This window comes from Micrococcus sp. KRD070 (assembly GCF_017168435.1).
Classification (GTDB): Bacteria; Actinomycetota; Actinomycetes; order Actinomycetales; family Micrococcaceae; genus Micrococcus; species Micrococcus luteus.
Genome location: NZ_JABFNH010000009.1, coordinates 1 through 26,738 on the forward strand (window position 1 = coordinate 1; position 26,738 = coordinate 26,738).

Here is a 26,738-nt window from a genome sequence, read left to right on the forward strand (position 1 = left end):
GCACGACACCATGGACGAGGACGAGGACGAGGAGAGCCAGGACCAGGCCGCGGCGGCCGCCGTGCCGACCGAGCCCGAGGACATCACCCCCGAGCCCCAGGACCAGACCCCGGCCGTCGTCGCAGTCACCGAGACCGCAGGACCCGCCGAGCCCGAGCCCGAGCCCGAGCCGGCCGCGACCGCCGAGCCGGCGCAGCAGGAGGCGGCCACCGATCTCCACGACACGTCCCCCGCGGAGGACGAGGACGAGGACGAGAAGGACGCCGCCCCCGAGCAGCTGGCCTCGACCGACCCGCAGAAGCAGATCGACCTGGACGCCGCACACCTGCTGGAGCAGGCCACCACCCAGGCCCCGATGATCCTGATGCTCGGCGAGCTCAAGCTCGTCGGCGCCCAGGGCCAGGCCCCCGTCACCGCGGCCACCGGCGAGGTCTCGACGACCCAGACCGCCCGCTGCGTCGCCCTGGCCGCCTACCTGGCCCTGCACCCCGGCGCGAGCGCCGAGGCCGTCCACGCCGCGTTCTGGCCCACCCAGCGCTCCGACGGCAAGTCCGCCTCCAGCAACCGCAACAAGCTCACCAGCCAGACCCGCCGCCTGCTCGGCCAGGCCGCGGACGGCACCCCCTACCTGCCCGCCGTGGGCAGCGAGGGCTACCGCGTCCACGAGGACGTGCTCACCGACTGGCAGGTCGTGCAGTCCCTGATCGGCGATGACCCCGTGAAGGCCTCCACCCCCGCCCTGGTCGCCGCCATGCGTCTGGTGAGGGGAGTGCCCTTCGAGCACGCCAAGGCCTCCAACGTCGCCTGGGCCGAGGCCCTGGTCCAGGAGATGGTCCAGACCATCTGCGACGCCGCCCACGAGCTCGTGGCCCGCTCCCTGGCCGCCGGCCACCGCGAGCACGCCCAGCTGGCCGCCCGCGTCGGCCGCGCGATCGACCCCGCCAACGAGGCCGCCTGGCGCGACGCTCTGGTCACCGAGGCCGCCGCCGGCAACCACACCGAGGTCACCCGCCTGATCGAGAAGCTCTACTCCTACCTGGAGTCCTTCGAGGAGGACCTCGAGCCCGAGGTGGAGACCACCGCCCTGATCGAGGAGCTGCGGGCCCATGGCTACCGTGTCGCCTGATCTCCACGACACGTCCCCCGCGGCCACCGACCCCGCGCCGGCGCCCTACACGGTGCCGCCGCGGACGGTGCGCACCCTGATCGGCCCCGGCGGGGCCCTGGCTGCCCTGCTGGGCATCGCCGGCGCCGCGGTCGCCGGGCTGCCCGTGCTCATGGTCCACGCCGCGCTCGCCCTGATCGCCCTGGCCTGCCTGGGCATCTACATGGCGCGCGTGGACCGGGCCCACCGGCTCATCCCGAACTGGGCCGTGGCCGCCCTGGGCGCCATCAACCTCGGCGCCGCGGTGGGGCTGCTGGTCACCGGCTACGGCGCCTGGGCCCTCCAGGGGCTGGTGGTCACCGTGATCGCCGCCGTCGTGCTGATGGTGATGCACCTGATCGGCGGCACCGGCATGGGCGACGTCAAGCTCGTCACCGTGGCCGCCCTGGCCATCGGCGCCCACGGCCCCGGTGCCTGGGTGCTGGCCATCCTGGCCAGCTACGTGCTCGCCGCCCTGTTCGGTGCGGTACCGGCCCTGCTGCGCGGCCAGCGCAAGACTCGCGTGCCCATGGCCCCGTACCTCGTCGCCGGGCACGTGCTCGCCTTGCTCGCCGTCCTGGGCTACCTGGCATCCTGACCAGGTGCCCCGCACCTTCTCCGCCCGCGACCGCCGTGCGCTGACCGGCCTGCTCACCGCCGGGCTCAAGCACGCCCAGCTCGACGACCTCACCGCGGCCCACCCTGTTCCCGGCGACCCTGGCCACGACTCCGGCAAGGCCGGTCGCGTGGGCCTGATCGTGGCCACCTGGCTCGCCAGCGGCGACCACACCGGACTCACCCGCGCCCTCGAGCTGCTCGAGACCGCCAAGCTGCCCCCGGCCCGCCACGCCGACCTCGCCCGCCTGCAACGGAAGGCCGGCCTGGACTCCACGCCACAACCCACGCCAGAAGCCGAGCCAGAAGGCACCCTCGCCGCGGATGGTGCGACGGAGTCGCCGCTGCCGGCCGCGCCGGCCGAGGAAGCGGCGCCGGCCGCATCTCCGCGACACGTCCCCCTGGTCCTCCTCCAGGACCTGGCCGAGGACCATCCCGCGGTCCAGGCCCTGCTGGCCGCCGGCCTCGAGGTCGGGCACCTCGAGCACACCTCGACGATCCCCGCCGACGCGTTGCTGCTGCACCCGGCGCATGAAATCTGACCCCGGAACGGGGAGGGACATCAGCGCCGGATGCCGGCCTTATGGGAAGTGAGGGCCGGCCACGGCCCCGACCATCTCCCTGACCGAGGAGCACCCATGTACACGATCTACACCAGCCCCGGTTGCGGCCCCTGCATGGCAGTGAAGGCCCACCTGCGCGCCCACAAGATCCCGCACACCCTCGTCGACGTCTCCCAGGACCCCGCGGCCGTCGAGAAGCTGCGCAAGATGGGCTACTTCCGCGCGCCGGTCACCGTGGACGAGGCCACCGGGGAGCACTGGCACGGCTACCTCCCCGACCGCTACGCCTCCCCGGCCCCAGAGGCCGCGCCGGCCGCCGACATGCAGGCCACGATCGACCTGGGCCCCGTCGAGGCCGGAGAGCACGTGCTCTGGGACCCCCACCAGGGTCACCTGCTGATCATCGGCGACCGCGACAGCGGCAAGAGCGTGATCCAGCGCGGGATCATGGAGACCGCGGTCTCTGTGGGCTGGCAGGCCTGGGGCCTGGGCCTGCCCGGGGAGCTGGACAAGGTCGAGGACCATCGGTACGCGCAGGTGGTCACCGCCGACGTCAGCGACCAGCTCGAGCGCATCCGTGCCGCCAGCGAGCTGATGCGCGAGCGCTACCACCTGGTGGAGGTCGCCTCCCTCGCCCAGGAGAGCCCCGAGCCCTTCCAGCCCATCGTGCTCGTCCTGGACGACTACGCCCATCTGCGCCAGCGCTGGGCCGACCTCGCCCCGGCCGGGGAGCACGAGGCCGACGTCGCCGAGAACCTCCTGCTGGGCATCCATCGCCTGGGCCGCTCCGTCGGGATCCACCTGTCCGTCTCCTGCCACGGCATCGCCCACCACCTCGGCCAGTCCCTGGCCGCCGGCTCCACCGTGGTGCACACCTCGCTCTGGCGCAGCTCCCTGGAGACGGAGATGGCCCATGCCAGGTGACCGTCGCCGCCTGGCCCGCCACCGCAGCCGCCACTGCGGCGCCTACACCCTGGCCGCCGAGCTCGCCCTGCTGGCCCACGCCGGCCAACCGACCCCGGAGGCCGGCACCGACGATCTCCACGACACGTCCCCGCCCGCGGTGCTGCCCGGCCAGCTCGACGCGCTGGACCTGCTCCCTACCGAGGAGGCTTAGAGCAATGTAGGATTGCTCTAACTGTCAGATCGACCGGAGGTCCCCATGGCCTACTCCAACCGCGAGCGTCCCGGAGGTCGCGCTGGCCTGCGCGACAACACCCCCACCACGTTCCGCCCCGTGGCCTACCGCAACCTCGCCGCCCGCAAGAACCTGTGGGCGGACTACACCACGGGCCGGGGCGTGTTGGACAACGGGCAGGCGGTGCCGCCGAAGATCGGCCCGCGTCGGAAGAACCCGAACCTCACCGACATGCTCGACACTGCGGCCGCCGTCGGTGCGGACCGGATCTTCTTCACGGGCAAGACCCCGGTGGTCACGCCGGGCAAGCGCCACTGGCTGCTGGTGCAGACTCCCGGCTGGCTCGACGGAGGACACAACCTCGGCTCCCCGGCCACCGGCCGTTTCGAGCACCGCCAGACCGGCAAGCGCATGCTGGTGCAGTTCGTCTCCGGGTGGTTCGGCGACGCTCCGCTGAGCCCGGATCAGGCCCGCCTGGCCTGGCAGGCCACCGAAGGCATCATCGGTGCGCACTTCCGCGGAGCCAAGCTCATGGACAGCCCCACCGCCACCGGCGCCAACCTCTGGGCCCTGACCCTGCCGAAGAACCTCGAGCCGTACCCGCTGACCGAGGACATCGCCGAGGAGCTGCACCGCACCTCCGGCCAGCACCACGTCGAGCACCTCGTGGCCGGATCCTCCTCGGACACTCACCCGGACTGCATCCCCCTGCACGACCCGGCGAAGACCCCCAAGATCGACGGCTTCGCCTACGTCGACGGCCGCTTCATGTACGGAGCCATGTGCAGTGAGCTGGGCATCGGCCCCGGGTACCGGCTGCGCCGCGACGACACCGCGGACATGCTCCGGGAGAACCCCTACGCCCGCGCTCGCGTGCACGTGCAGTTCAAGGTCCCCGACACCTGGGACCACATCGGCCTGATCGGCGTCCAGCACGAGAAGGCTTCCGAGGGCTGGTACTGGCCCAACCGCCCCGGCGCCACCGGGAGCGCCTGGATCGACGCCGCCGAGTTCTTCGTCGCCGCCCGCCACGGCTGGCAGCTGGACCCCATCGAGTCCGTCGCGTTCACCACCGATGTCCCCGGCGCCCGCGACCGCGACCGGCGCGTGCGTGCACGCCCGCTGGACACCTGGAAGGACAACCTGGTCAAGGCTCGCGCCGCCGTCGCCGGCGACCCGCTGATGGACGAGATCATCAAGACCGCCGTCTCCGCGGCACTGCGCTCGATCCTGATCAACACGATCGGCAACTTCGCGGCCCGCGGGCGCGTGCAGACCCACATCACCTTCGACCCCAAGGAGGTCCCGGCCAACGCCCCCGACGTCAAGCAGCACGGCAAGGCCTTCATCTGGACCACCAAGCCGCGCTTCGACGGCCAGGCTCAGCGCTACTACCACCCCGAGTTCGCCGTGCAGGTCTGGGGCCGGGCCCGGGCGCGCATGCTCTCCGGACCCATGGCCGGTGGCCTCCAGGGCGGGGCCCTGCACGTGCCGGCCCACACCCTGCTGGGCGTGCGCGGCGACGCGATCTACACCACCGAGGTCCCCTCCTGGTCCCTGACCGAGGAACGTGGCGGCGGCGATGACGGCCGGGTGGGACGCATGCGCCTCCAGGGCTACGTCCCCGGACCGCTGAAGATTCCCGCCGACGAGACCGCCCGCAACAGGCTGCGCGCCAAGGCCGCGCGCCTGGGCGTGGACGCCGCCTACTCCGAATACGAGATGCAGGCCGCCCCCGTCGACGGGACGGACTACCTGCCCGGCGACGACGAGCAGGAGGCCGACGGTGAGTGACCCGGCACAGCTGAGCCCCGCCGAGCTCGTCACCCGGGTGCGCTCGGCCTACGGACTCACCTGGGCCGAACTCGGCGCGGCCATGAACCGCTCCCCGCGCATGATGCAGAAGATCGCCCGCGGGGAGACCTCGGGTGAGTCCTACCGGGACGCGCTGACCGAGCTACACGAGACCGGCGCCGTCTCCAAGGCACCCCGGCGTCGACGCAACGCCGCCGGCAAGCTCGTGCCCGTGCGAGCCAAGCGAGGTGCCAAGAAGCCCACCGTGGTCCCCAAGGACACCCGGCGCGGGCCCTCCCTGACCCGCCACTCCACCACGACCACCCACCTGCCCGACGGCAACCGCATCGTGCGGATCCAGCTGCCCAAGACCGTCGGATCGCCCGAGCGCGGGGCCGGCCTGCACGCGGCCCGCATGTCCATCGTCAACGTCGCCCGCGGCGCCCGCCACCAGGACAAGCGCGTGCACATCCGCGCCACCGTGGACATCGGCGGCGGCCGCACCCGCACCTTCGACGTCGGCTCCAAGGGCGGCTACCTGGCCGCCGACGTCGTCTCCGACGTGCGCGACCGCAACGGCGGGGACATGGGCGGATGGATCGCCTCCCAGATGGGCGACCGCTACGCCCGCGACGCCGTCACGCAGGGCCAGCTGGTGGGACTGTCCGTGACCAGCTTCAACGCCGTGCGCTCCAAGGAGGAACGCGTGGCCCAGGATGAGGCCGGCGCCCGCCGGTGGGGACGACGAGGAGGACGCACCCGATGGGGATGAATCAGCACGAGAAGCCGGCCCCGCCGGCACGCCGGTGGGACGAGGCCCTGGACCCCCACGCCCACCAGGGCCCCTACCGGCCCCCCGCGGCACTGCTGGACATCCTCGCCCGCGCGGCCGGGGCCAACTCCTACGAGGCGGCCACCACCGCCGTGCGCCACCGCGCGGCCAGTGCGGCCACCGAGCTGCACGAGGCGGGCCTGGACCCGCGGGTGATCGGCCTGATCGCCGAGCCGCGGGTCAACGAGCTGCTGGGCGTGGCCGAGCGCTCGGCCCGCTCCCTGCGCCAGCGCGACCGCCAGTTCCCCGAGCCGGTCACCCGCGGCCGGCTCTGGTGCGAGCCTGACGTCGTCGACTACCTGGCCTTCAAGCACGAGACCTCCCCCCGCCCCGGAGCGCTGCACAGCGCGCGTGTGGCCCAGCGTGAGCAGGCCCAGACGCGCGGAGCCCGCCCCTAGACTGACCGGCATGAGCGAGGACTTCACCGACGGCACCGGCCTCTGCCCCCACTGCGGGCACCATGTGGCCGCGACCTACGCCGGCAAGATCCAGGTCAGCCCGCGGTGGGACATCAACTACGCGCGACGCTCCTCCGTGGATCCGGCCTCGGCGGCCCGTATGCCCGAGGCGAGGGACACGATCGCGGGCTACGCCTGCCAGTTCTGCCAGGGACCGATCGCCTTCCTCGAGCACTGGCAGAAGGTCGAAACCGACGCCGCCGGGCATCCGTCTCTGGAGCGCGTCAGACGGACGATGATCGTCCCGGCCAAGCCCCCGCGGCAGCTACCCGAGGCCGCCCCAGCGGGCGTCGCCTCGCTCTACGAGGAGGCCAGCATCTGCGAGGACGCCGGGGCACTGCGCGCCGCCGGCGTGCTCTACCGCGCGGCCACCGAGGAGATGGTCAAGGACCAGGGCGGCACCGGCCGGGACCTCAAGGCCAAGATCAACAGCCTGACCCCGCGGCTGGACGCCGAGGTGCTGGAGGACCTGCACGAGTCCCGCATCGTGGGCAACGACAGCATCCATGCCGGCGTGCAGTACGCCGCCGAGGAGATCGCCGACGTCGCCGAGCTGCTCTGGGAGGCCGCCTTCGTCCTCTACGAGCAGCCGGCCCAGAAGGCCAGCATGCGCGCGGCCCGCAAGGCTCGCCACGACGCCGCCCGCGGCCCGCGCGCGGCGTCGTGATCCCGGTCTACGAGCCGCCGGCCTTCCGCAGCCCCGAGGAGGTCCACTCCGCGCTCTACCAGGACGCCCCCTACGTGCGGGTCATGCTCCCCGACCGGGGACGGGTCGATGCGATGGCTGCCCGCTGGTCGAGCACCCATGTGCTGATCGCCTGGGAGGAGCCGCCCAGCACCGAACGGTTGCAGGCATGGGTGCCCGCTGGGTGGGTCACCCGCATTCGGGCAGAAGAATCGGCCTGGCGCGCCCCCTACGGGCGCACGCACGGCTAGGGCGTGTTGCTAAAGGGTTCCAAGGGGTCGATGCCTCAGTCTTGAGGGATGTCGCGTGACGTGATCTCAGACGAGGTCTGGGCCGTGATCGGCCCACTGCTCCCGGAAGCGAAGACCACCGGGCGCCCGCCCGTGGATCGGCGCACGGTCGTGGAGGCCACCTCTCGGGCAGATCCCGCAGCGGGGCGCCGTGGCGGGATCTGCCCGAGAGGTTCGGGAACTGGAACACGATCTACAAGAACTTCAACCGGTGGGCTGCCCAGGGCGTGTGGGAGCAGGTGCTGGAGAAGACCCAGTCCATGACGCAGGCGGCCGGGGAACTGGACTGGGTCGCCTCAATCGATTCCACGATCGTGCGCGTCCATCAGCACGGTGCGACCCTGCCCCGCACCACAGGGGGCCTGGATGAACTACAAGAAATCAGGGGACGAGCCGGCTGATCATGCGATCGGACGTTCCCGTGGTGGCCTGACGACGAAGAATCATCTGGTCTGTGACGGCAAGGGACGGGCTCTGGCGTTCGTGGTGACCGGCGGCCAGGTCGCGGACACCTCGATGCTGACCACCACGCTGGAGCAGATCAGCGTTGCCGGAGCCCGTGGCCGGCCCAGGACACGCCCGCAGAGACTGATCGCGGACAAGGGCTACCCCTCGAAGGCGAACCGGGCTTGGCTGCGCCGGCATGGCATCGCGGCCACGATCCCCGAGCGGGCCGACCAGATCGCGCACCGGCGCAGACGCCCGGGCCGGCCGATCGACTTCACCGAAGACCAGCGCCAGCGCTACCGGGGCCGCAATGTCGTGGAGCGGTGCTTCAACCGGCTCAAGCAGTGGCGAGGGATCGCGATGCGCTCGGACAAGTACGCCCGGAACTATCACGCCGGGCTCAGTCTCGCCGCGACGCTCCACTGGCTAGCGACCATCCTTTAGCAACACGCCCTAGGCCCCACCCCGTGGCGGAAGCAGTTGGAGGTGCCCGCCCGGCCTCGAGCGGACACCACCCCCTGTCGAGGACCCTGCGGGACCACGCTGGTACGTCAGCCGGCGTGCGCTGGACAGGTGTCCGCGTGGTCCTGTGGATGGACCGGCGCAGGAGAACATGCCCCTGGGGCACGTCGCCGGCGCACGTCGGTGAGGCCCGAAGGGAGAGGAGTGCGACACGATGTGGGAGCCACCGGTCGTGGGAGGCAACGACGACGGCTCGGGGTAGTCCGGGTCGCCGCCATGGGGTCGGAAGGGAAGAGATCAGCTCAAGCCGTGGCGGGCGGCGAACGGGTCCCGGGAGCTGTCCGTGTGGGGCTCGTACTCTGCGCGGCGTGTGGCCGCTTCGGCGACGGCCTCGCCATGCAGCTCGGTGATCAGTGCGGCGGTCATGTCCATGCCTGCGGCTACACCAGAGGACGTCCACCGGTTCCTGTCCTGGACCCACCGGGCCTGTGCCTTCCAGTCCACGTGCGTGCCGAAGCCGGCGGCCCACGTGAAGGCACGTTTGTTCGAGGTCGCCTGATGGCCCTCGAGCAGACCGGCCGCGGCGAGGAGAGCCGAACCGGTGCACACGGAGGCGAGGATCTGCGCTGTGCCGGCCACATGCCGCAACCAAGTGAGGAACTCCTGGTCGTGCACGAGCCGCCGGGTCCCCTGGCCGCCGGGGACCAGCAGGATGCCGGGCTGGGCGAGGTGTGCGTAGGCGAGGTCTGCGACGACCTGGGCGCCGTGGGAGCTGGTGACCGGGCCGGGCTGAGGGCCGACGTACTCCACGCTCACTTGTGGGACCAGCCCGAAGAGCTCGGCGGGGCCGAAGACATCCAGCAGTTCGAAGCCCTCGAAGAGCACGATGCAGACACGACGTGGTGCCGGGGGAGTCGCCGTCATGTCGCCCATCCTCGCACCGGCCGGCAGCACAGGGTGTTGAACGCCGGGTTCGGTGGAGGATGATTCGCTGCGCTATCCCCGGTGCCGAGTCCTCGTTGGGCCAGCCCCGCGCCGTCAAGTCGGGTATACCCACTAGGCGCATGTGTCAGAGCCAGTTGGGTGCTGCTGGACAGAGGTGCCAGGGTGCGATCTTGCTTGACAGGGTTGCCCATCATCGCGCTCGACGGATTCGTCGATCCGGCCTTCTCCAACCGCGCGCTGGCTCGCTTACCCGTTGGGCTTGGCCTCGGATTCATGGACGTCATTCTGGAGTAGCGCGATGATCTGCTTTGCGGTTTCACTCCGGTGGTCCTGTGAGATGGGCCTGCTTCCGATCAGGTCGTTGACCCAGAGCCCGTCAGCAGCGAGCAGGGCGAGCGAGGTCATCTGGTCGCGCTCAGCTTCGTCTCGTTCGCTACGTCCGGTCCATCGGTCGATGAGGTCTTCCCAGATCGCCTTGTGCTGGGTGTGCTGGCTGTCGAGAATCATCTGGAACTCGGCGCGGGAGGCGGCTGTCGAACAAGTGAGTATGTAGGCGGTCAGGCGCTCCATCGACGTTGCCTCAGCGGTCGGCTTTCCACAGGCGATCTCTAACTGCCGCTCCCAGCGATCAGCGAGTCTCTGGTGGATCGCAGCGATCAAGTCGTCTCGTGATGGGAAGTGGTAGATGATCCCGGCCCTGGTGATCCCCGCAGCGGCCGCGACAGAGTCAAACGTGACTGCTGTGATCCCGTCTTCCTCGATCACTTGGATCGCGGCGTCGAGGATCATGGTCTTCTTGCTCTCACGCACCATCATGCGCCCCTCCGATTGGTTCAGTGGTTTTCGGCGTACTCCATTGCCTCGCTGCCGCGCCCGTAAGCGCGGAGCAGCCGATTGGTCAGAGCGGCTCCACTAGCCAGCATGACAGCGAGGACGATCATCGTGACCAAATAGGCCGTGTCGTAGGCGGAGGTGGCGGCTGCGATCACGTCGAGATCTCCGTCGGCGATCCCGAGGGCATCGGCAATGCTCTCCCCCGCTGCGGCGGGAGTGCCATCCGGGAGTCGGACGACTGTGGCGTAGACGAAGGTCAGGAGGCTCCCGAGGAGTGCTACAGCCGAGAGGGAGCCCATCTCGTAGGAGACTTCTTCGATCGAGGCCGCCATGCCGGCCTTTCGCGGAGGCGCGTTGCCCATAATGGCGGCGGAAGCGACGGCGCAGGTGCCGCCCAGGCCGAAGCCGGTCACGATGAAGCTGACGACCAGCAGGGGTAGTGATCCGTTCGCAGAGGCCAGCACGGCGAGAGCTAGTCCTAGGGCGGCGATGGCGAGGCTGCCGGAGATAATGATCCGCAGGCCCACGATATGCAGGATCGCGGCCCCTAGGACACCTGAGGGCAGGGCGCCAAGCGCGATGGCTGCGACTAGAAGGCCTGCTTGCAGGGGGGTGAAGCCCTCGACGAGCTGGAAGCGCTGTGTGGTCGCGAGCTGGGCGCCAGCGATGGTGAACATCGCGAAGAAGGCTGCCAGAGAGCCGCCAGCGAAGGCGCGGTTGCGGAAGATGGAGAACTCGATGAGTGGTTCTTCCAATCGGCCCTGGCGTCGCACGAAGAGGACGAACCCGATGACTGCTGACGCCAGCGCCCCTGCGATCAGAACCCAGTTCTGTGGAATATGGGCCAGTTCCTTGATGACGAGCACGGTGCCCACCAGCCCGACCATCGCATAGAGGGATGAGACGAGATCCCACTTCTTCGACGGATCGGGATCGTTGTGCGGCGCGATGATTGCGGTCGCCACAAGTGCGATGACAACAACGGGGACATTGATGAGGAAAACAGATCCCCACCAGAACCGTTCGAGAAGGGCGCCGCCGAGAATGGGTCCGAGCGCTGCCCCCGCGATCGACAGGCTCCCCCAGATGGCGATGGCAATGTTGCGCTCACGAGGATCGTTGAACGCGAGGCGGATCAGAGCAAGCGTGGCGGGCATCATCGCTGCGGCCCCCACAGCGAGGAGTGCCCTGGCGCCGATCAGGAAGGCAGGGGTGGGCGAGAGTGCCGCTGCCAGTGATGCGGCACCGAAGATCCACAGGCCGACGACGAACATTCGGCGGTGGCCGATGCGATCGCCCAGTGTGCCTGCTCCCAAGAGGAGGCCAGCCATGACCAGGGGGTAGGCGTTGATGATCCACAGTGTCGAGGATCCGGACGCGCCGAGGTCTGCGGTCAACGTAGGCAAGGCGGTGTAGAGGATCGAATTGTCGAGGGTGATGAGTAGCAGGCCGGCCCCCACGGTCATGAGCAGCCACCACCGCCGCGGCGATGATCCAACGTCGTTCACTGTTGTACCCCTGTCCTCTGCCTGTAGTCGCATCAACGAAACTATACTAACAGGGTAGTAAAGTAAACGTCAACGCTCCGACAGAGGGATGCCTCACAATCCAGCTGGGTGTTCATTGCCCCATCCCGGCGTCAAGCCGGGTATACCCCTTTACACACCCCTGCCTCCCACGAGACCATCACGTCAGATAAGGTCCCAGACCGGGCCGTTAGACAGAAGTGTCGGAGGGTCTAGGACGTGGTTGGACAGACTGTGGCCTACGTGCGGGTGAGCTCGGCGGAGCAGAACCTGGGCCGGCAGCTGGAGGCGGTGGGGGAGTGCGACCGCATCTTCGAAGACAAGATCTCCGGCAGCTCTCGGGCCAAGCGCACCGGGTTGGCCGAGCTGATGGCGTACGTCCGGGAGGGGGACCTGGTGAAGGTCGCCTCGATGGACCGGCTCGGCCGAGACACCCGGGACCTGTACGCGATCGTGGACGACCTCACAGACAAGGGGTGCGCGGTCCAGTTCGTGTCCGAGCGGATCACCGTGGACAAGTCCGGCACCTCCCCAGTGGATGGGCTCATGCTGGGCATCTTGGCGGCGTTCGCGGAGTTCGAGCGCCGGCGGATCAAGGAGCGCCAGGCCGAGGGCATCGCCCTAGCCAAAGCCCGCGGCAAGTACGTCCAGGCCCCGAAGCTCTCGGACACCGACGTGGAGCAGGCGCGCGTGATGATCGACATGGGGATCCCGAAGGCCGAAGTGGCGCGCACGTTCGGGGTCAGCCGGCAGACCCTGTACACCTCGCTGTCCAGAACGCAGTCGAGAGTCGGAGGAGGCCTTGGCTCCGAGTGATCAGCTGGGTGAAGCGTCACATCTAGTCGAACCGAATCAGTGACACTCCTGCGTCTTGCAGGTCTTGATAAATTTCTCCAAGCGGTGCCCGAGGGCCTCGCTGGTCACATTGGGTGAAAAACAAGCGCTCAGATGCCCGAGACACTCCCACGAAGAATGTCATGGTGGACTCGATAGTGTTTCGCGCGTGTGCCCACCACTGATCGTTGTCAAGGCCGACGAAGAAGACTGTCGGGTACTCCAGCCCCTTGCTGCGGTGAATGGTCAAGAGGGCCACGGCGTCGTGGTCGAAAAAGGTCTCGGCTACTGAGCTCCAGGACTCGACACGGAGGAGCGTCTGCGCGAGCCGGATGCGGAATGCCTCAAGGGTGACATCAAGGTCCCCAGGTCTATCCCCGAACAGCCGCTTGTGCCCGGCCGTTTCGGTACGCACAAATTGCGTTAACTTTCGAGTTAGAGACGCGGCGATTTCCTCATGTATACCCCCACATGAGTCTGTTCCGATGGGCGTCACCGCCAGCCAGGTCCGCAGATCCTTGAGGTAGTCCGTCAGCTCGTCGTCGATCTCTCTCCCGAGTTTCATGCTTGGCCCACTGGAGCGCACCCGCCCCAGGCTTTCCGTAACGTCACGCCAGACCTGAGGCTGGCCGCTTCTGTTGGTAGCAAGTGCAAGAATGCCCAGTAAGAGTCGTACCAGCTCATCAGTGAGAAGGTCTTGCAGTCTGCGAGTGCCTACTTGTGCATCGTCGTTGCGAAGTCGCAATCCACTGGCTGTCAATGCCCGCTCTAGTTCGGGTTCCAGCATGTCGACCCGTTGTCGGGCAATTACGGCGTAGTCAGCGGGCCGTCGGCCCGTCGTCTCTATGTCTGTGGCGATCCATGCGGCAATGGCGTTCGCTTCGCGCTCGGCAGTGCGGAAGGACCACACTTCAACGGGGGCCACGCCCACCCCTGCATCAACACGCGATTGCTGTGGTGCTACATCGGGATCGAGGCGAACCGCGAAACGATGCTGCAGGTCGACGAGCTGCTGGGTGGATCGGAAGTTGGAGGTGAGAGTGAAGCTCTGGGACGCGAAGTCCGCGTTGAACTGAGCGAATGCATCGTCGAGTGCACCGGCCCAGCCCATGATTCGTTGTTTACGGTCGCCGACGACCGTCATGGTCGTGGTTTCGGGGGAAAAAACCGTCTTGAGAAACGAGTACTGGGCGTAGGTGGTGTCTTGGAATTCATCGATGAAGACAAACGGATACGTAACCCGAAGAGCTCGCTGAAGAGGCGGGCTCGTCCGAATGATAAGGTCGGCTAGCCGGTTTAACATGACGAAGTCGACGACGGACCCATCCGCGTTCAGGTACTTGCGGCTCCACCACTGTTGGGCGGCGTATTCCTGAACGGAGGTCGGTGCCGGTTGCATAGACGGATCGGCTGGGAGTTCGGCCGCGCCGATAATATTGGGTAGAAACGTGGCGGGTGAGAGTGCATACACAGCTTGTGCATGCTCCCGGTCTAGTCCTGCTGCAATGTCCGCCAAAAACTCCTTAACCTCTTGGGGGGACGAGAAACGGATATTGTAATCGGGATCTAGCGTCCATTCACGCGGCAGCAGGGCCCGAAACCGGTCGACTATTGACTTGGTGAATGCATCGAACGTCATCGAATTGAACCGGTGAGCATGCTCGGGCAAGCGTGATTGAACGCGATCTCGTAGGTTGCTAGCAGCGGATCGCTTAAAGGATATTGCCAAGATCTTTTGCGGCGGGCTGCAAATACCTGTTTCTAAAAGGTACCCCGCCCGCTGTGCCAAGAATTCTGTTTTTCCCGCACCGGGGCCTGCCGTTACCGAAACAGTTTCGGCCCTCAGGGCGTCCCACGCAGCCGGCTCGAGGTCATCGATGCCGCGAGGAATCCACTGCTCAGAGGATAAGTTCATGACGGCATGACCGCCTTCTCGATACGGTCTAGGAGACGGCCGAGGGGCGGGGGCGGCTTAGTGAGGTCATCCTTCGGGACTAAGGAGAGTGCTCGAAGATGCGTGCTGGGCTTGGAATCGCTCAAGAATAGATAGCGGTACCAATATAAGTCATCGACACACTCCTCGCTCTTCCATAGATCGACATCAGGCCGGTCGCCCGGGTCGCCAAGAACAGAGTTGCGTGGGTCACCTGTCTTTCGGGGTCCGGTCTTACCATCTTCACGACGTTTGTACTGATCGGGATATCTCCCGAGCATTAGCAGGTCGAGATCTAGCGGTGTCGAGAAGTACACGTACCACTTTTCAAGATGGCCGAGCCATGCCTTTATTTCGTCCATGCTGAGTCCACTGATGTCGTCGACACAGGTAAAACCATCTATTGCTTTACTGCCATCGAACGGCGACTGACCGATCTCAATGAGACGGTTGCAGGCGTCTCGGATACGGCCTTCTCCGCCGCCGTTACGGCCGTAATCAAGGTCTAGGAGTGTTGCGTGTGGAATTCGGAGCTCATTGAGAAGGCGCCAAAAATGATTCGTATGTCGTCCACCAAGCGGGACAACGGCAACAAATGACTGATCAACGTGAAGGTTACGTGCCGCTGCAAGCTTGGGGATAACCAGTTCTTCGGATGTGCCCTCGCAGAGGAGTACAAAGCGCGCGAAATATAATTCTGGATGGGCTTGCACGGCTTCACGTATGTATTTTCCGGCTTCGGATGCTTCGGATGGAAGAAGAATTTTGCTTACGGCGGTTGATTTCGAGGTCTCGTCGATGCGGAAGTGCCTGATGCGGTCAGGCGTGACGCGAGCCATGACGCTCGCTGAGTGGCTGGAAATCAGAGCTTGGGCCCGGCCAGACCTTGTGACGGCGATGAGTTGCTCGACAACCCGGGATAGGAAGTACGGTGACAGGTTGTTTTCGGGTTCCTCGATTGCCAAGATCGTTAGTGCGGGGAGTGCGGTGGCCGTCATGTCGAACTTGTCCTGATGCTGGCCTAGGGCAATCTGGGACTCGAGGTCGAGTGTGGCAGTAGTGAGAGCGATATGCAGTAGTGACTGCTGGCCGTCGCTTAGCTCGCGGGCCGGACGCACCCGTCCCGTGGGTGATGGTTCAAAAAGCATCTCTGCGTTGCTGACTAGGACGGTCATGTCCCTGGTAATCGGCTCGAAAGCCGGCGTCTGGTCAGTAGACAGATGATGGAGCTCTTTCCAGCGCGAAGCAATTGCCTCGGTTACGGTGGCGACGACTGCCTCGGTCCTGAACTTGGTAGATAACTGGTCAGTAGCGCCCGCAATGTGTTCCCGAAAACCTTCCGACCACATGCTCGCGCGCCATAGACGACCTCGGAGGAACGCGCTGACTTGCCGGCTGCCATCTCTGATTGCCGGGACGTATACAGCTTGTATGCGGTTGCGGTCCGATGCTTTCAGGTCGACACACTGATCCTCGAATTCGTCCTCGAAAGTATAGACAATCCGACGCTGATCTTCGATTAACCCACCAGCCGATCCATCGGCAGTCCAGGTGGCGTCCAGAACGACTCTTAGTTTGAGAGCACCTTCGGAATTGGCTGCCATCTGCATAAAGAACTCGGGCACAGTGGAGGTCGCATCAGATGCACCGTCATTGCTGTTGGTGGATGGTTCAATGTCAAGCTCGGGGAACGCGAAGACTACGTCAATGCGAAGAGTTCGGGTTGTCGCCGCTTCAGCTTCATCATTCGGGACGTGGAAATCTTCGACGCGAACCTCGCGCTGGTCCGGTACGACGCTAAACAGTCTGAGTAGCGCCTGGAGCGCCGCTGTCTTCCCGGAACCGTTTACCCCCAGCAATGCGGTCAGTTGCTTGTCGAAGGTGATCGTATGCGGTTCAGGCCCATAACACTGAAAATTGGTGAGGGTGATCTGCTCTAGATGCATCGACTCCGCCTCTCTGGGCAGGCTTGCCCGTCCCACAAACCTAACTGAGATCCCCAGCGCATGTCTCTGGGGCAAGTCGATCTCTCTAGCGCGTCCCGTGCCGGCTGTGCTGGCTAGGGCGGGCATGATGGGGCGGTCACCGTCGAAAGGCTCGCCCTCATGCAGACCAAGCCCCTGTCCTGGGACCAGATCCGCGCGAACGCAGCCGCGTTCGTGCACGAGTGGGCGGGGGAGTCCTACGAGCGGGGGGAGTCCCAGTCCTTCTGGACGGAGCTGTTCGCGGTCTACGGAATCCGCCGCCGCAAGGTGGCCCAGTACGAGAGCCGGGCGAAGAAGGCCGACGGCGGGGCCGGGTTCATCGACGTGTTCTGGCCCGGCATGCTCATCGCTGAGCAGAAGTCACTCGGCAAGGACCTGGTCGCCGCCGAGGATCAGGCGCTGACGTACTTGGCGAACGTGCCCGAGGCCGAGCAGCCCCGCTACGTGATCACCTGCGACTTCGAGACGTTCCGTCTGCGTGACCTGGAGGCTCCGGCCGGGGATGCCGATGCCGTGGTGGAGTTCCCGTTGGAGCAGCTGCCGGTGGAGGCCGAGCGGTTCGGGTTCATCGCCGGCTACCAGAAGCGCGTCTTTGGATCGGCCGAGCAGGCCGCGGCCTCCGTGAAGGCCGCGCAGCTGATGGCCGACCTCTACGTCGAGCTCGAAGGCTCCGGCTACGACGAACACGAGGCCTCGGTGTTCCTGGTGAGGACCCTGTTCGCCCTCTTCGCTGACGACTCTGGGCTGTGGGAGCGGGATCTGTTCCTGGAGTTCATCCAGACCCGTACCGCCGAGGACGGCTCGGATCTGGGCGCGCAGCTGACGGCTCTGTTCCAGGTGCTCAACCGGCCGGTGAACAAGCGCATGGCCGGCACGGACGAGCTGATGCTGCGCTTCCCGTACGTGAACGGGTCCGTGTTCGGGGAGGCGGTGTCGATCCCGTACTTCACCGCCTCGATGCGTCAGAAGCTGATCGCGGCCTGCCACTTCAACTGGGGTGGGATCTCTCCGGCGATCTTCGGGTCCTTGTTCCAGGCGGTGAAGTCCAAGGAGGCCCGCCGGGAGCTGGGGGAGCACTACACGACCGAGGAGAACATCCTCAAGCTCATCGGGCCGTTGTTCCTGGATGAGCTGCGGGCGGAGTTCGTGGCGAGCATCCACTCCCGGCCAGGGCTGCGCAAGCTGCACGAGCGACTGGGGCAGATGCGGTTCCTGGACCCGGCGTGCGGGTGCGGCAACTTCCTGATCGTGGCCTACCGGGAGCTGCGCGCCCTGGAGCTGCAGATCCTGGTGCGTCTGCAGGAGCTGTCGGGCAAGCAGGTGCAGACCTCGCTGGTGATGGACGAGGACGAGAGAGTGCGGGTGCGGATGTCGCACTTCAGCGGGATCGAGCTGGAGGAGTGGCCGGCGACCATCGCCCGCACGGCAATGTTCCTGGTGAACCACCAGGCGAACCAGGACATGTCGTTGAAGATCGGCGTGTCCCCGGAGCAGCTGCCGTTGACCGAGTCGGCGCACATCGTGGTCGGCAACGCGTTGCGCCTGGACTGGAACGAGGTCGTGCCGGCATCCGAGCATGTGTACGTGATGGGCAACCCGCCGTTTATCGGCCAGTACACGAAGACCGCTGAGCAGACCGCGGACATGAAGGCCGTTTGGGGTGCTGACTACGACGGGTACCTGGACTACGTGACCGGCTGGCACGCCCAGGCCATGCACTACTTCGCCGACCAGCCGGTGGGCCGGTTCGCGTTCGTCACCACGAACTCCATCGCTCAGGGCCAGCCGGTGCCGGCCCTGTTCGGGCCGTTGCACCGTGAAGGATGGACGATCCCGTTCGCACACCGCACGTTCGCGTGGACCTCGGAGGCTCCGGGCTCTGCAGCGGTGCACTGCGTCATCATCGGCTTCTCCAAGGGCATCCCCTTGAAGGGGGCGCGGCTGTTCTCCTATGAACGGTCCCAAGGGCATCCGCTGGAGGAACCGGTGAGCGCGATTAGCCCATACCTCGTAGAAGGGCCATGGGTCCTTGTGGCCAAACGCAACAAGCCGTTGGCCCAGCTACCGCCGGTGGTCTATGGGTCCAAGCCCGCCGACGGCGGGCACTTGATCGTGGAGCTGGCTGAGCACCCGGAGGTGGCCTCCGACCCGGTGGCGGTGAAGTACCTGCGTCGGTACGTCGGGGCACGGGAGCTGATCCGTGGGCTTCCCCGATGGTGCCTCTGGCTCGAAGACCTGGACCCCTCCGATCTCGCCCGCTCTGCTGTGCTGCGCCGACACATCGAGGAGTGCAAGGCGTATCGCGAGGCCGCCCCAGTCTCCGGGGACGCTTACAAGCTGCGCGGGACACCGCACCTGTTCCGGCCCAACAAAAATCGACCCCGTGGGGAATACCTCTGCATCCCGCGCCACGTCTCCACGACGCGGGCCTACTTCACCGCAGACCGCTTCGGAGCGGACGTCGTCTCTGGGGATGCCAACTTCGTTGCGGCCGATGCGGATGGTTTCGCGTTCGCGGTGATCTCATCATCGGCGTTCATCGCATGGCAGCGCATGGTCGGTGGGCAGATCAAGTCAGACCTGCGGTTCTCGAACACGCTGGTGTGGAACACACTGCCCCTACCTGAGTTGTCCGAGTCGGAGCGAGGCAAGCTCATTCAAGCCGGCGCCGGCGTGTTGGAGGCGCGCGCGCTGCACCCAGAGCGGTCGTTGGCTCAGCACTACAACCCGCTGGCGATGGCCCCTGAGCTACTGAAGGCGCACGCCCGACTGGACCGTGTCATGGACGGCATCCTCGGTCTGGGCTCCGGTGCGACGGAGAAGGAGCGGCAGACGCGCCTGATGGAGCTCTACGCCGCCTGCGTGTAACCGGTCCGGTCCGGTTCGACGCACCCGTCGCGTTGACGCGTCGTATCGGAAGAATCCACCAGCTGAGCGGTGATCTCGCGGAACGTCTTCTTCAGGGCGTCACCCTGCTGGAGGCACCACCACTGGCACCCACAGGCAGAGGCCTATGAAAGCGGGCTCTCCGAAAAAGAGTTCATCCGTCTGACCCCCAACTGATCGAGGACCACCCCCGCACCGAGGACGGCGAAAACACCGCGTGAACACCTCAGCGACACGCCCCGCGCTGCGCTCCCCGAAACATCGAGCGCGACGAGGACACCGTTCCTCTTAGCGCCCGTGTGCCGGCGACACACGCCCCGGCCCGCAGACTCCCGTGGTGCTCACGCGCCGAGCGCGAGAGCACCACGCTAGGGCGTGTCTGAGAATGGATCCAGGGGTCAGTTGGCACCCTGAAAGGCATGTCCCGGTTCCAGATGCTCTCCGATGCCCAGTGGGAGCTGATGGCCCCGATGCTCCCGACCCGGACCGGCCGCGCCGGCAGGCCGTTCTCCGATGCCCGCACGATGGTCGAGGCGATCATCTACCGGTACCGGTGCTTCGATCCCCTGGCGGGACCTGCCCGAGGTCTACGGGCCCTGGCAGAGAAGTGTGGACCTGGCACCGCCGGATGGCGGCCGAGGGCACCTGGGACACGGTGCTGGCGAAGCTGACCGCCGCCGCCGCCGCGCAGGGCTTGGTGGACTGGTCGGTGTCGGTGGACTCCACGATCGCCCGCGCTCACCAGCACCACCCGGCACACAGGGGGATGGATCGAGTTACAAGAATCCGCGTGAGGAGCCGGCCGATCACGGGATCGGGCGCTCTCGTGGCGGGTTGAGCACGAAGATCCATCAGCTCGTCGATGGCGCCGGGATGCCGCTGGTCAGCCTGATCACCCCAGGCCAGGCAGGAGACTCCCCGATGCTGTTGCCCCTGCTGGAACAGCTGCGTGTGGCCCGGCCGGTGGGACGGCCCCGGACCCGCCCCGAGGCGGTGCTGGGCGATAAGGCCTACTCCTCCCGGGCGATCCGCGCCCACCTGCGCACCCGAGGCATCAAAGCCGTGATCCCCGAGCCGGCGGACCAGCAGGGCCATCGCAGACGCCGCGGTGCCCGCGGCGGGCGCCCCGTCGGCCTCGACGCGGACGCCTACCAGGGGCGGAACGTGATCGAGCGCCAGTACGCGCGCCTGAAGCAGTGGCGGGGCCTGGCGACCCGGTATGACAAGTACGCGATCGTCTACCGGGCCGCCGTTCTCTTGAACGCGGTGATCGCGTGGTCCAAGCTATTGTCGGACACGCCCTAGGCCGCGGTCAGCACGGCGCCTGCGTGCGCGGGCACCAGCCCGTGGGCGGCGGCGTACTGGAAGCGCAGCATCTGGGCCAGGTGGGTCTGGGCTTGCATGAACGCGAGGACCTGAGCGGCGTCGGGCCGGTAGGCGGTGCCGTCGGCGGTCTGGGCGCGCACCATCTCGGGACGGTCGTGGGCGACCCAGCGGGCCACCTCGGAATCTGTGGTCGGCAGGGACGTGGTCATCCGCCCTTGCCAGGACACCTGGATCATCAGGAACACCTCCACCCTTACGTTGATCTGACGTCAACATACTAGGTGGGCTGGCAGGTGGAGGGCAACAAGCTCTGGACGCGCGAAAGCGCCCCGCGAGGTTCCTGCGACTGTCAGATCAACGGGAAAGCGGGGCGCTTCTGGGGTCCAGTCTAGGCGACCGGCGGCGCCGGCGGGAAGGCGTCCGGGGTGTCGATGAACCGCCGCAGCACCTGGCCGCAGTGCCACCAATGGCAGGCTGCGGTGCTCGCATGTGCACGCTCGCTGTCGGTCACCACCTCGACGGCCTCGGCCAGGGCGGCCTCCAGGTGCTCGACCTCGATGCTCATGGCTCCTCCGATCCGCGGGTGTCCTTCACCGTGGATAAGGCCGTCGCGCGGCCGTGATGTCCCTTCTGGGCGCCAGGCAGAGCGAAGCCCTCCCGGCGCGGAGGGGGGATGGCCAGGAGGGCTTCTAAGTCGCAGGCCCTACGGGATGGGCTCACGCTCGACCTGTGCAAACCGTAGCAGGGGCAGTGGTGACGGGGGGGAGGGTTGTGGATAAAGGTTGCGGGTGTATGGAATGACGCGTATGGTTAGACGTGTATCGCTAGACCTACGTGAGGTGATTCTGTCGCCTCCAGATTGAGAGAGCACCCCCATGACCACCTTCTACTACTCCGTCAACGAGATGGCTCGGCAAGCCGGCTTCACCTCGCCCTCCACCTGGACCCGCATCAAGAACGACCTGCGCGCCCCCGACGCCGTCATGGTCAGCAAGATCCAGGGCGCCGGCTGGACCCTGGACAGCTGGGAGGACGCCGCCAACAACGAGCTGCACACCCGTCGCGAGCCCCTGATGAAGGCCATCACCCGCCTGCGCCTCGAGGAGGAGGCCCTGCGTCAGGAGTACGGCGTGACCGACCAGGACGAGCCGGCCGACCAGAAGGCGGAGGGCTGAGCCATGAACGCTATCGAGCTGAAGTGCCGCCGAGAGGCCCTCGGTCTGTCCCGCGACGCCCTCGCCGACACCCTGGGTGTCGCGGAGAAGAGCATCACCCGCTGGGAGTTCGGCAAGAACCCGCCGCGGGACTGGTCCTGGATCGACTCGGCCATGACCCGCCTGGAGGACTACCGCGAGCGCCTCGTGGAGGAGCTGATCGCCGAGACCTTGCGCGTGCATGAGCAGGCCGGTGCCGCGCTGATGTTGACCTACGCTTCCCGCGGTTCCTTCTACAGGTGGTTGCCGGAGATGGAGGAGCCGGACATGGGTGATGGCATCGAGGTGATTCCCGTGGAGCTGCACCGGGCGGCCACCGCCGAGGCCGCGCGCCGGCTGCGGGTGAGCCATGGGCTGCACGCTGTGATCGAGGCTGTGCCCACTCCGCAGGAGCGTGAGGGGGCGGGCTCGTGAGCGTGCGTCGATGGGTCTCGAGCGTCGTCGCCGTGGTGGCTGCTCTGGGCGTGGCTGGCGCCGTCGGGGGTGGACATGTGCAGGGGGTCCAGGTGCCAGAGGTGAAGCTTCCCAAGGTGGCGCTGCCCAGCGGAGTGGAGCTGCCCTCACTCGGCGACACGTCCCCGACTCCGGCGGCCGGCCCGGTCGGGGGCCAGCTCGAGCAGCTGGCCCTGACCTCCGCGGCACCGGCCAGCGCCTACACGCGAGACGCGTTCGGCCAGCGCTGGGCGGACGTGGACCGCAACGGCTGTGACACCCGCAACGACGTGCTGCGGCGCGACCTGACACAGGTGCAGATCAAGCCCGGCACGCAGGGGTGCAAGGTGCTCTCCGGCCAGCTCGTGGACCCCTACAGCGGCGCTACGATCCCCTTCTCCTCCCAGGACTCCCAGGCCGTGCATATCGACCACACGGTCTCCCTTGCCGATGCCTGGGCCTCCGGGGCGTGGGCGTGGGACGAGTCCCAGCGCACGGCGTTCGCCAACGACCCGGCGAATCTGCTGGCCGTGGATGGGCCGGCGAACACCTCGAAGTCGGATGCGACCGCGGCGGACTGGCTGCCGGACACCGTTGCGGGCCGATGTGAGCTCGTGGAGCACCAGGTGGTGGTGAAGGCCAAGTGGGGGCTGAGCGTCACCGAGCGCGAGCGCGCGGCGATGCGCAGGGTGTTGGCCTCCTGCCCGGCTGGGTGAGCGAGGCCGTAACGTGTCCGGGGGGTGGGTGACCATGCCCCTGAACGGATGGACGATGCTGGCGCATGAGGAGGTGCGAGCGATGACGACTACCACGGGTACCGACCTGGCCCCGAGGCTGCGCGCGTTCAAGCACCGCCTGGACCCCAACCCCGCCCAGGCCACCCTGCTGGCCCAGTACGCCGGCGCCGCACGCGTCGCCTACAACATGCTCACCGCCCACAACCGGGCCGCCCTGGCCGCCGGTGCCGCCCGTCGCACCGAGCTGGCCGAGACCGGGCTGGCCGGCCCCGAGCTGGCCGCGCGCATGAAGGCCGAACGCGCCGCCGACCCCACCCTCCGCGTGGTCAGCTACCAGTCGTACTCCACGACCCACCTGACCCCGCTGATCCGCCGCCACCGCGAGGCCGCCGCCGCGATCGCCGCCGGCGCCGACCCGGCCGAAGCATGGACCGACGAGCGATACGCCGAGCCCTGGATGCACACCGTGCCCCGCCGCGTCCTGGTCTCCGGCCTCCAGAACGCCGCGAAGGCCACCGAGAACTGGATGGCCTCCGCCTCCGGCACGCGCGCCGGCGCGCGCGTCGGCCTGCCGCGGTTCAAGAAGAAGGGCCGGTCCCGGGACAGCTTCACCATCCCCGCCCCCGAGGTCATCGGCGCCGCGGGCACCCCCTACAAGCGCGGCGAGCCCCGCCGCGGGGTGATCACCGACCACCGGCACCTGCGCCTGGCCTCCCTGGGGACCATCCGCACCTACGACAAGACCAGCCGCCTGGTCCGCGCCTGCCGCCGCGGCGCCCAGATCCGGTCCATGACCATCTCCCAGGCCGGCGGACGGTGGTACGCCTCGATCCTCGTTGCCGACCCCACCCCCATCCGGACCGGGCCCAGCCGTCGCCAGCGCGCCAACGGCGCCGTCGGCGTGGACCTGGGCGTCAAGCACCTGGCCGCCCTCTCCACCGGCGAGGTCATCGACAACGGCCGCCCCGGTGCCCGCCAGGCCGCCCGCCTGACCCGCCTCCAGCGCGCCCACGCCCGCACCCAGCCCGGCTCGAACCGCCGCGAGCGCGTGCGCCGGCAGATCGCGGCACTCCATCACGGGATCGCCCTACGTCGGGCGGGGCTGCTGCATCAGGTGTCCACGAGACTGGCGATGGACTTCGCGGTGGTCGCCCTGGAGGACCTGAACGTGGCGGGGATGACCCGTTCGGCTCGCGGGACGCTCGAGGCGCCGGGTAGGAACGTGGCCGCCAAGTCCGGGTTGAACCGGGCGATCCTGGATGCCGGGCTGGGGATGCTGCGCCGGCAGCTGGACTACAAGACCTCCTGGGCAGGGTCCCAGGTGAAGATGATCGACCGATTCGCGCCCTCCTCGAAGGCGTGCTCGCGCTGCGGGACAGTCAAATCCACGCTGTCCCTGGCCGAGCGGACCTTCGAGTGCGAGGCCTGCCACCTGGTGATCGACCGCGACGTGAACGCCGCGATCAACATCCGGGCGTGGGCTGTGCAGGAGGAGCGTGGAGCAGGGGTCGAGCTCGCCCGAGGCCGTCGGGAGAGTCGAAACGGACGTGGAGCTGCTGTCTCGGGCCCGCCATCTGGCGGGGCCGCGGGGCAGGGGCGTGGAAGCGTCAAGCCCGCACCCCAGGGTGTGGGCATGTCCAGCCGGGCAACTGGCTGGTCATCCCAACCCCCCTCAACCGAAGGGGAAAGCGCAGAGCGCGGAGCATCCGCCCTGGCCAGGTAGTGGAAGCCCCGCGCACGCAGGGATGAGCCCAGGGGAACAGGGAACAACCACTCGCTCACCGGGGAAGCCCCGCGCACGCAGGGATGAGCCCCCTCAGTCAGTCAGTCAGTCAGTCCGTCAGGTGGAAGCGCCGCGCACGCAGGGATGAGCCCATCTGCTTCTTGATGACGTCATCGGTGCGCTGGGAAGCCCTGCGCACGCAGGGATGAGCCCGATGCTGCTGCTGTGGACGAGCTGCTTGCCGAGGAAGCCCCGCGCACGCAGGGATGAGCCCCAGATGGCGGCCTTGAATCGGATCGAATACCGGGAAGCTCCGCCCGCGTAGGGATGAGCCAGACTCCCAGGGGCATTCACGGCTCCTGGGTTGAGCTGTCGTAGGGATCTGGGCTGGTCCCCGGTCCTTCCTAGACGCCAGCCAGTGCTCGTGACAGCTGCGGGTGTCGTGGAGGTGCTGCGGGGACGTGTCGCGGTGTCCGCGGGATGCTCAGCTGGTGGGCTCGGGGACGGTGGCCTCGCACTGGACCATGGGCATGCCCTTGGGGTCGCCGGTCTGGGCGTCCAGGGGGGCGGTGGTGCCGTCGGCGATGATCTCGCAGTGCAGGTCGCCGGCGGCGGGCAGCTGCGGGACGTTGGCGATCACCTGGATCTTTTCACCGGGCTTGGCCTGGGTGCGCAGGGTCAGGGGGGTGGTGCCGGCGGGCTCGGCGGGGATGGTCTCGTTGGTGTGGGTGTCCGCGCCGGTGCCGCCCACGAAGAGGTTCACGCCGCCGCGGGCTGCCGTGGTGGTGGTGCCGTCGCGGGGGATCCACTGGATGCGGATCTGCACGTCCACGGGCTTGGCGGGGGCCGAGCTGGAGGGACGTGTCGTGGGGGTGGCCGAGCTGGCGGCCGCAGTGGGTGCCGTGGTGCTGCTCGCGGCTGCCGTGGGGGCCGCGCTCGCGCTCGTCGACGGGGCAGGAGCAGGTGTGGCGGTGCACCCCTGGAGGGCGAGGCCGGCCAGGGCCAAGGGGAGCAGGATCAGGGCCGCGAAGGGGCGGGGCACCCTGAGTCGGGTGAACGTGGCCTGCACGTCCTCGCCGGAACGGAGCTTCGCCGTCCCGCTCAGGAGCATGATGAGGGCCACGGCCCAGAGTGCCGACATGGCGGACACACCTTCCAGGGGGTTCACGAGGGGTCGCGCGGCCGGTCCCGGCACCGTGCACGGGACCCGGGTCGCGGAGGCCAGCATATAAGGTGAGGGATGGACGCCCATCGCCGTCGGCGAACCGGTGCCGGCCCTCTCACGGCCCACCGGGCGCGGCCCGACTTGACCCCGAGGAGACACCGTGGCCTTTTCCGCTCAGCAGTCCATCCCGCACCCGCCGGCGGCCGTGGCAGCCGCCCTGGCGTCCGAGGACTTCCACCGTTCCGTGGTCGAGTCCTTCGGCGGCTCCCTGGTCTCGTTCTCCGTCGAGGGCTCCCCGGAGGGCCCGATGACCGTCACCGCCGTGCGCTCCCTGCCCGCGGACCGTATCCCGGATCGTGTCCCGGACATGGCCCGCAAGCTCATCGGCTCCGCCCTCCAGGTGGAGCAGGTGGAGCGGTGGGACGCGCCCGCCGCGGACGGTTCGCGCGCCGGCACCACCACCATCACCGTGCCCTCCGCCAAGGCGACGGCGGACGGCGCCCTCCGCCTGACCGCCGCCGGTGAGGGCTCCCAGTTCTCCGTGGACGGCACCCTCGTCTGCCGGATCCCGCTGGTGGGCTCGAAGCTCGCGGCGAAGGCCGAGCCGATGGTCGGCAAGGTCGTCAATCGTCAGGCCCGGGCGCTGTCCTCGTGGCTCGAGCGTGACGGCGGAGCCGCGCGCGGTTGATCTCGTTCGCCCGTCGCCCGGCGCCGACGAGCTCGGCTCCGCCTGCCCGGCGGGGGCGCCGGGCCCTCCCCACGCCGGACGC

24 protein-coding genes, 3 pseudogenes and 1 CRISPR repeat array are annotated in these 26,738 nt (G+C 67.8%); of the genes and pseudogenes, 19 read left to right on the forward strand and 8 right to left on the reverse strand.

Annotation, left to right across the window (positions count from 1 at the left end):
• The 11 genes and pseudogenes from J1M38_RS03215 to J1M38_RS03265 form a co-directional block, all read left to right on the forward strand.
• A pseudogene (locus tag J1M38_RS03215) lies at positions 1-1,126 on the forward strand (hypothetical protein); the annotation flags it as partial.
• On the forward strand, positions 1,107-1,742 hold the full coding sequence (locus tag J1M38_RS03220) for an A24 family peptidase (protein ID WP_143741627.1): 636 nt from the start codon (positions 1,107-1,109) through the stop codon (positions 1,740-1,742). The pseudogene J1M38_RS03215 and the gene J1M38_RS03220, both read left to right, overlap by 20 nt.
• Positions 1,743-1,746: 4 nt before the next feature.
• A complete protein-coding gene (locus tag J1M38_RS03225; RefSeq protein ID WP_087114229.1) occupies positions 1,747-2,301 on the forward strand; it encodes a hypothetical protein in 555 nt (184 codons plus the stop codon).
• Between the two features lie 96 nt (positions 2,302-2,397).
• The gene (locus tag J1M38_RS03230) at positions 2,398-3,246 is read left to right on the forward strand and encodes a glutaredoxin family protein (protein ID WP_206450438.1); all 849 of its coding nucleotides are present in this window, start codon (positions 2,398-2,400) and stop codon (positions 3,244-3,246) included.
• Entirely contained in the window at positions 3,236-3,439 is a 204-nt protein-coding gene (locus J1M38_RS03235) for a hypothetical protein (protein ID WP_206450437.1), read from the forward strand. Before J1M38_RS03230 ends, J1M38_RS03235 begins: the two co-directional genes overlap by 11 nt.
• A 45-nt stretch (positions 3,440-3,484) precedes the next feature.
• A complete protein-coding gene (locus tag J1M38_RS03240; RefSeq protein ID WP_179205923.1) occupies positions 3,485-5,254 on the forward strand; it encodes a hypothetical protein in 1,770 nt (589 codons plus the stop codon).
• A complete protein-coding gene (locus tag J1M38_RS03245; protein ID WP_087114233.1) occupies positions 5,247-6,026 on the forward strand; it encodes a hypothetical protein in 780 nt (259 codons plus the stop codon). Before J1M38_RS03240 ends, J1M38_RS03245 begins: the two co-directional genes overlap by 8 nt.
• Positions 6,023-6,484: a hypothetical protein gene (locus J1M38_RS03250; protein ID WP_134377206.1), complete on the forward strand. Its 462-nt coding sequence runs from the start codon at positions 6,023-6,025 to the stop codon at positions 6,482-6,484. The genes J1M38_RS03245 and J1M38_RS03250 overlap by 4 nt, the downstream gene beginning before the upstream one ends.
• Before the next feature lie 10 nt (positions 6,485-6,494).
• Positions 6,495-7,211, forward strand: a complete 717-nt coding sequence (locus J1M38_RS03255) for a DUF4145 domain-containing protein (RefSeq protein WP_206450436.1) — start codon at positions 6,495-6,497, stop codon at positions 7,209-7,211.
• Positions 7,208-7,480, forward strand: coding sequence for a hypothetical protein (locus J1M38_RS03260; protein ID WP_123244365.1), 273 nt, complete (start codon positions 7,208-7,210; stop codon positions 7,478-7,480). The genes J1M38_RS03255 and J1M38_RS03260 overlap by 4 nt, the downstream gene beginning before the upstream one ends.
• A 48-nt stretch (positions 7,481-7,528) precedes the next feature.
• Positions 7,529-8,410: pseudogene (locus J1M38_RS03265) on the forward strand (IS5 family transposase).
• Positions 8,411-8,725: 315 nt separating this feature from the next.
• Here the strand turns inward: J1M38_RS03265 and J1M38_RS03270 are convergent.
• From J1M38_RS03270 to J1M38_RS03280, 3 genes are all read right to left on the reverse strand, one after another.
• Positions 8,726-9,352, reverse strand: coding sequence for a DJ-1/PfpI family protein (locus J1M38_RS03270; RefSeq protein ID WP_206450435.1), 627 nt, complete (start codon positions 9,350-9,352; stop codon positions 8,726-8,728).
• Positions 9,353-9,619: 267 nt separating this feature from the next.
• On the reverse strand, positions 9,620-10,189 hold the full coding sequence (locus J1M38_RS03275) for a TetR/AcrR family transcriptional regulator (RefSeq protein WP_241246434.1): 570 nt from the start codon (positions 10,187-10,189) through the stop codon (positions 9,620-9,622).
• A 17-nt stretch (positions 10,190-10,206) separates the two neighbouring features.
• Positions 10,207-11,673: an MFS transporter gene (locus tag J1M38_RS03280; RefSeq protein WP_241246435.1), complete on the reverse strand. Its 1,467-nt coding sequence runs from the start codon at positions 11,671-11,673 to the stop codon at positions 10,207-10,209.
• Positions 11,674-11,952: 279 nt separating this feature from the next.
• On the opposite strand from J1M38_RS03280, the gene J1M38_RS03285 reads away from it, so the two are divergent.
• Positions 11,953-12,549 carry a recombinase family protein gene (locus J1M38_RS03285; protein ID WP_206450609.1) on the forward strand — a complete coding sequence of 199 codons (597 nt, stop codon included), beginning with the start codon at positions 11,953-11,955 and terminating at the stop codon, positions 12,547-12,549.
• Positions 12,550-12,571: 22 nt separating this feature from the next.
• On the opposite strand, the gene J1M38_RS03290 is transcribed toward J1M38_RS03285, so the two are convergent.
• Positions 12,572-14,482 carry a UvrD-helicase domain-containing protein gene (locus tag J1M38_RS03290; protein ID WP_206450610.1) on the reverse strand — a complete coding sequence of 637 codons (1,911 nt, stop codon included), beginning with the start codon at positions 14,480-14,482 and terminating at the stop codon, positions 12,572-12,574.
• Positions 14,479-16,446, reverse strand: a complete 1,968-nt coding sequence (locus J1M38_RS03295) for an ATP-dependent endonuclease (RefSeq protein ID WP_206450611.1) — start codon at positions 16,444-16,446, stop codon at positions 14,479-14,481. The genes J1M38_RS03290 and J1M38_RS03295 overlap by 4 nt, the downstream gene beginning before the upstream one ends.
• Positions 16,447-16,605: 159 nt before the next feature.
• Here J1M38_RS03295 and J1M38_RS03300 point away from each other — a divergent pair, with 159 nt between their 5' ends.
• Together J1M38_RS03300 and J1M38_RS03305 are read left to right on the forward strand one after the other, a co-directional pair.
• Positions 16,606-19,353 (forward strand): DNA methyltransferase, encoded by a 2,748-nt coding sequence (locus tag J1M38_RS03300; RefSeq protein WP_206450612.1) that lies wholly within the window; start codon positions 16,606-16,608, stop codon positions 19,351-19,353.
• A gap of 437 nt (positions 19,354-19,790) precedes the next feature.
• Positions 19,791-20,676, forward strand: a pseudogene (locus J1M38_RS03305) (IS5 family transposase).
• On the opposite strand, the gene J1M38_RS03310 reads toward J1M38_RS03305, so the two are convergent.
• Together J1M38_RS03310 and J1M38_RS03315 are read right to left on the reverse strand one after the other, a co-directional pair.
• On the reverse strand, positions 20,673-20,933 hold the full coding sequence (locus J1M38_RS03310; RefSeq protein WP_206450613.1) for a hypothetical protein: 261 nt from the start codon (positions 20,931-20,933) through the stop codon (positions 20,673-20,675). The pseudogene J1M38_RS03305 and the gene J1M38_RS03310 overlap by 4 nt on opposite strands.
• Before the next feature lie 152 nt (positions 20,934-21,085).
• Positions 21,086-21,262: a hypothetical protein gene (locus J1M38_RS03315; protein ID WP_206450614.1), complete on the reverse strand. Its 177-nt coding sequence runs from the start codon at positions 21,260-21,262 to the stop codon at positions 21,086-21,088.
• A 310-nt stretch (positions 21,263-21,572) separates the two neighbouring features.
• Between J1M38_RS03315 and J1M38_RS03320 the strand changes: the two genes are divergently transcribed.
• The 4 genes from J1M38_RS03320 (at position 21,573) to J1M38_RS03335 (ending at position 24,803) form a co-directional block, all read left to right on the forward strand.
• Positions 21,573-21,872 (forward strand): hypothetical protein, encoded by a 300-nt coding sequence (locus tag J1M38_RS03320; RefSeq protein WP_031943823.1) that lies wholly within the window; start codon positions 21,573-21,575, stop codon positions 21,870-21,872.
• Between the two features lie 3 nt (positions 21,873-21,875).
• Positions 21,876-22,325, forward strand: a complete 450-nt coding sequence (locus J1M38_RS03325; RefSeq protein WP_049159095.1) for a helix-turn-helix transcriptional regulator — start codon at positions 21,876-21,878, stop codon at positions 22,323-22,325.
• A gap of 101 nt (positions 22,326-22,426) precedes the next feature.
• Complete coding sequence (locus tag J1M38_RS11915) at positions 22,427-23,059, forward strand: HNH endonuclease family protein (RefSeq protein WP_242821274.1); 633 nt, start codon at positions 22,427-22,429, stop codon at positions 23,057-23,059.
• An 82-nt stretch (positions 23,060-23,141) separates the two neighbouring features.
• A complete protein-coding gene (locus tag J1M38_RS03335; RefSeq protein ID WP_206501170.1) occupies positions 23,142-24,803 on the forward strand; it encodes an RNA-guided endonuclease TnpB family protein in 1,662 nt (553 codons plus the stop codon).
• 1 nt (position 24,804) lies between these two features.
• Positions 24,805-25,138: direct repeats of the CRISPR family, unit length 22 nt; unit sequence CCGCGCACGCAGGGATGAGCCC.
• A 149-nt stretch (positions 25,139-25,287) separates the two neighbouring features.
• Here J1M38_RS03335 and J1M38_RS03340 read toward each other — a convergent pair.
• The gene (locus J1M38_RS03340; RefSeq protein ID WP_206501172.1) at positions 25,288-25,944 is read right to left on the reverse strand and encodes a hypothetical protein; all 657 of its coding nucleotides are present in this window, start codon (positions 25,942-25,944) and stop codon (positions 25,288-25,290) included.
• Positions 25,945-26,128: 184 nt separating this feature from the next.
• On the opposite strand from J1M38_RS03340, the gene J1M38_RS03345 reads away from it, so the two are divergent.
• On the forward strand, positions 26,129-26,656 hold the full coding sequence (locus J1M38_RS03345) for a DUF2505 domain-containing protein (protein WP_078025720.1): 528 nt from the start codon (positions 26,129-26,131) through the stop codon (positions 26,654-26,656).
• Positions 26,657-26,738: the final 82 nt, after the last annotated feature.

What these genes read in the sequence shown, in the direction of transcription:
- J1M38_RS03230 (WP_206450438.1), top strand. Translation starts at nt 2,398, where the DNA reads ATGTACACGATCTACACCAGCCCCGGTTGCGGCCCCTGCATGGCAGTG.
- J1M38_RS03255 (WP_206450436.1), top strand. Translation starts at nt 6,495, where the DNA reads ATGAGCGAGGACTTCACCGACGGCACCGGCCTCTGCCCCCACTGCGGG.
- J1M38_RS03310 (WP_206450613.1), bottom strand. Translation starts at nt 20,933, where the DNA reads ATGATCCAGGTGTCCTGGCAAGGGCGGATGACCACGTCCCTGCCGACC.
- J1M38_RS03280 (WP_241246435.1), bottom strand. Translation starts at nt 11,673, where the DNA reads ATGACCGTGGGGGCCGGCCTGCTACTCATCACCCTCGACAATTCGATC.
- J1M38_RS03300 (WP_206450612.1), top strand. Translation starts at nt 16,606, where the DNA reads ATGCAGACCAAGCCCCTGTCCTGGGACCAGATCCGCGCGAACGCAGCC.
- J1M38_RS03320 (WP_031943823.1), top strand. Translation starts at nt 21,573, where the DNA reads ATGACCACCTTCTACTACTCCGTCAACGAGATGGCTCGGCAAGCCGGC.
- J1M38_RS03275 (WP_241246434.1), bottom strand. Translation starts at nt 10,189, where the DNA reads ATGATGGTGCGTGAGAGCAAGAAGACCATGATCCTCGACGCCGCGATC.
- J1M38_RS03240 (WP_179205923.1), top strand. Translation starts at nt 3,485, where the DNA reads ATGGCCTACTCCAACCGCGAGCGTCCCGGAGGTCGCGCTGGCCTGCGC.
- J1M38_RS03295 (WP_206450611.1), bottom strand. Translation starts at nt 16,446, where the DNA reads ATGCATCTAGAGCAGATCACCCTCACCAATTTTCAGTGTTATGGGCCT.
- J1M38_RS03325 (WP_049159095.1), top strand. Translation starts at nt 21,876, where the DNA reads ATGAACGCTATCGAGCTGAAGTGCCGCCGAGAGGCCCTCGGTCTGTCC.
- J1M38_RS03220 (WP_143741627.1), top strand. Translation starts at nt 1,107, where the DNA reads ATGGCTACCGTGTCGCCTGATCTCCACGACACGTCCCCCGCGGCCACC.
- J1M38_RS03340 (WP_206501172.1), bottom strand. Translation starts at nt 25,944, where the DNA reads ATGTCGGCACTCTGGGCCGTGGCCCTCATCATGCTCCTGAGCGGGACG.
- J1M38_RS03290 (WP_206450610.1), bottom strand. Translation starts at nt 14,482, where the DNA reads ATGAACTTATCCTCTGAGCAGTGGATTCCTCGCGGCATCGATGACCTC.
- J1M38_RS03315 (WP_206450614.1), bottom strand. Translation starts at nt 21,262, where the DNA reads ATGAGCATCGAGGTCGAGCACCTGGAGGCCGCCCTGGCCGAGGCCGTC.
- J1M38_RS03235 (WP_206450437.1), top strand. Translation starts at nt 3,236, where the DNA reads ATGCCAGGTGACCGTCGCCGCCTGGCCCGCCACCGCAGCCGCCACTGC.
- J1M38_RS03270 (WP_206450435.1), bottom strand. Translation starts at nt 9,352, where the DNA reads ATGACGGCGACTCCCCCGGCACCACGTCGTGTCTGCATCGTGCTCTTC.
- J1M38_RS03335 (WP_206501170.1), top strand. Translation starts at nt 23,142, where the DNA reads ATGACGACTACCACGGGTACCGACCTGGCCCCGAGGCTGCGCGCGTTC.
- J1M38_RS03250 (WP_134377206.1), top strand. Translation starts at nt 6,023, where the DNA reads ATGAATCAGCACGAGAAGCCGGCCCCGCCGGCACGCCGGTGGGACGAG.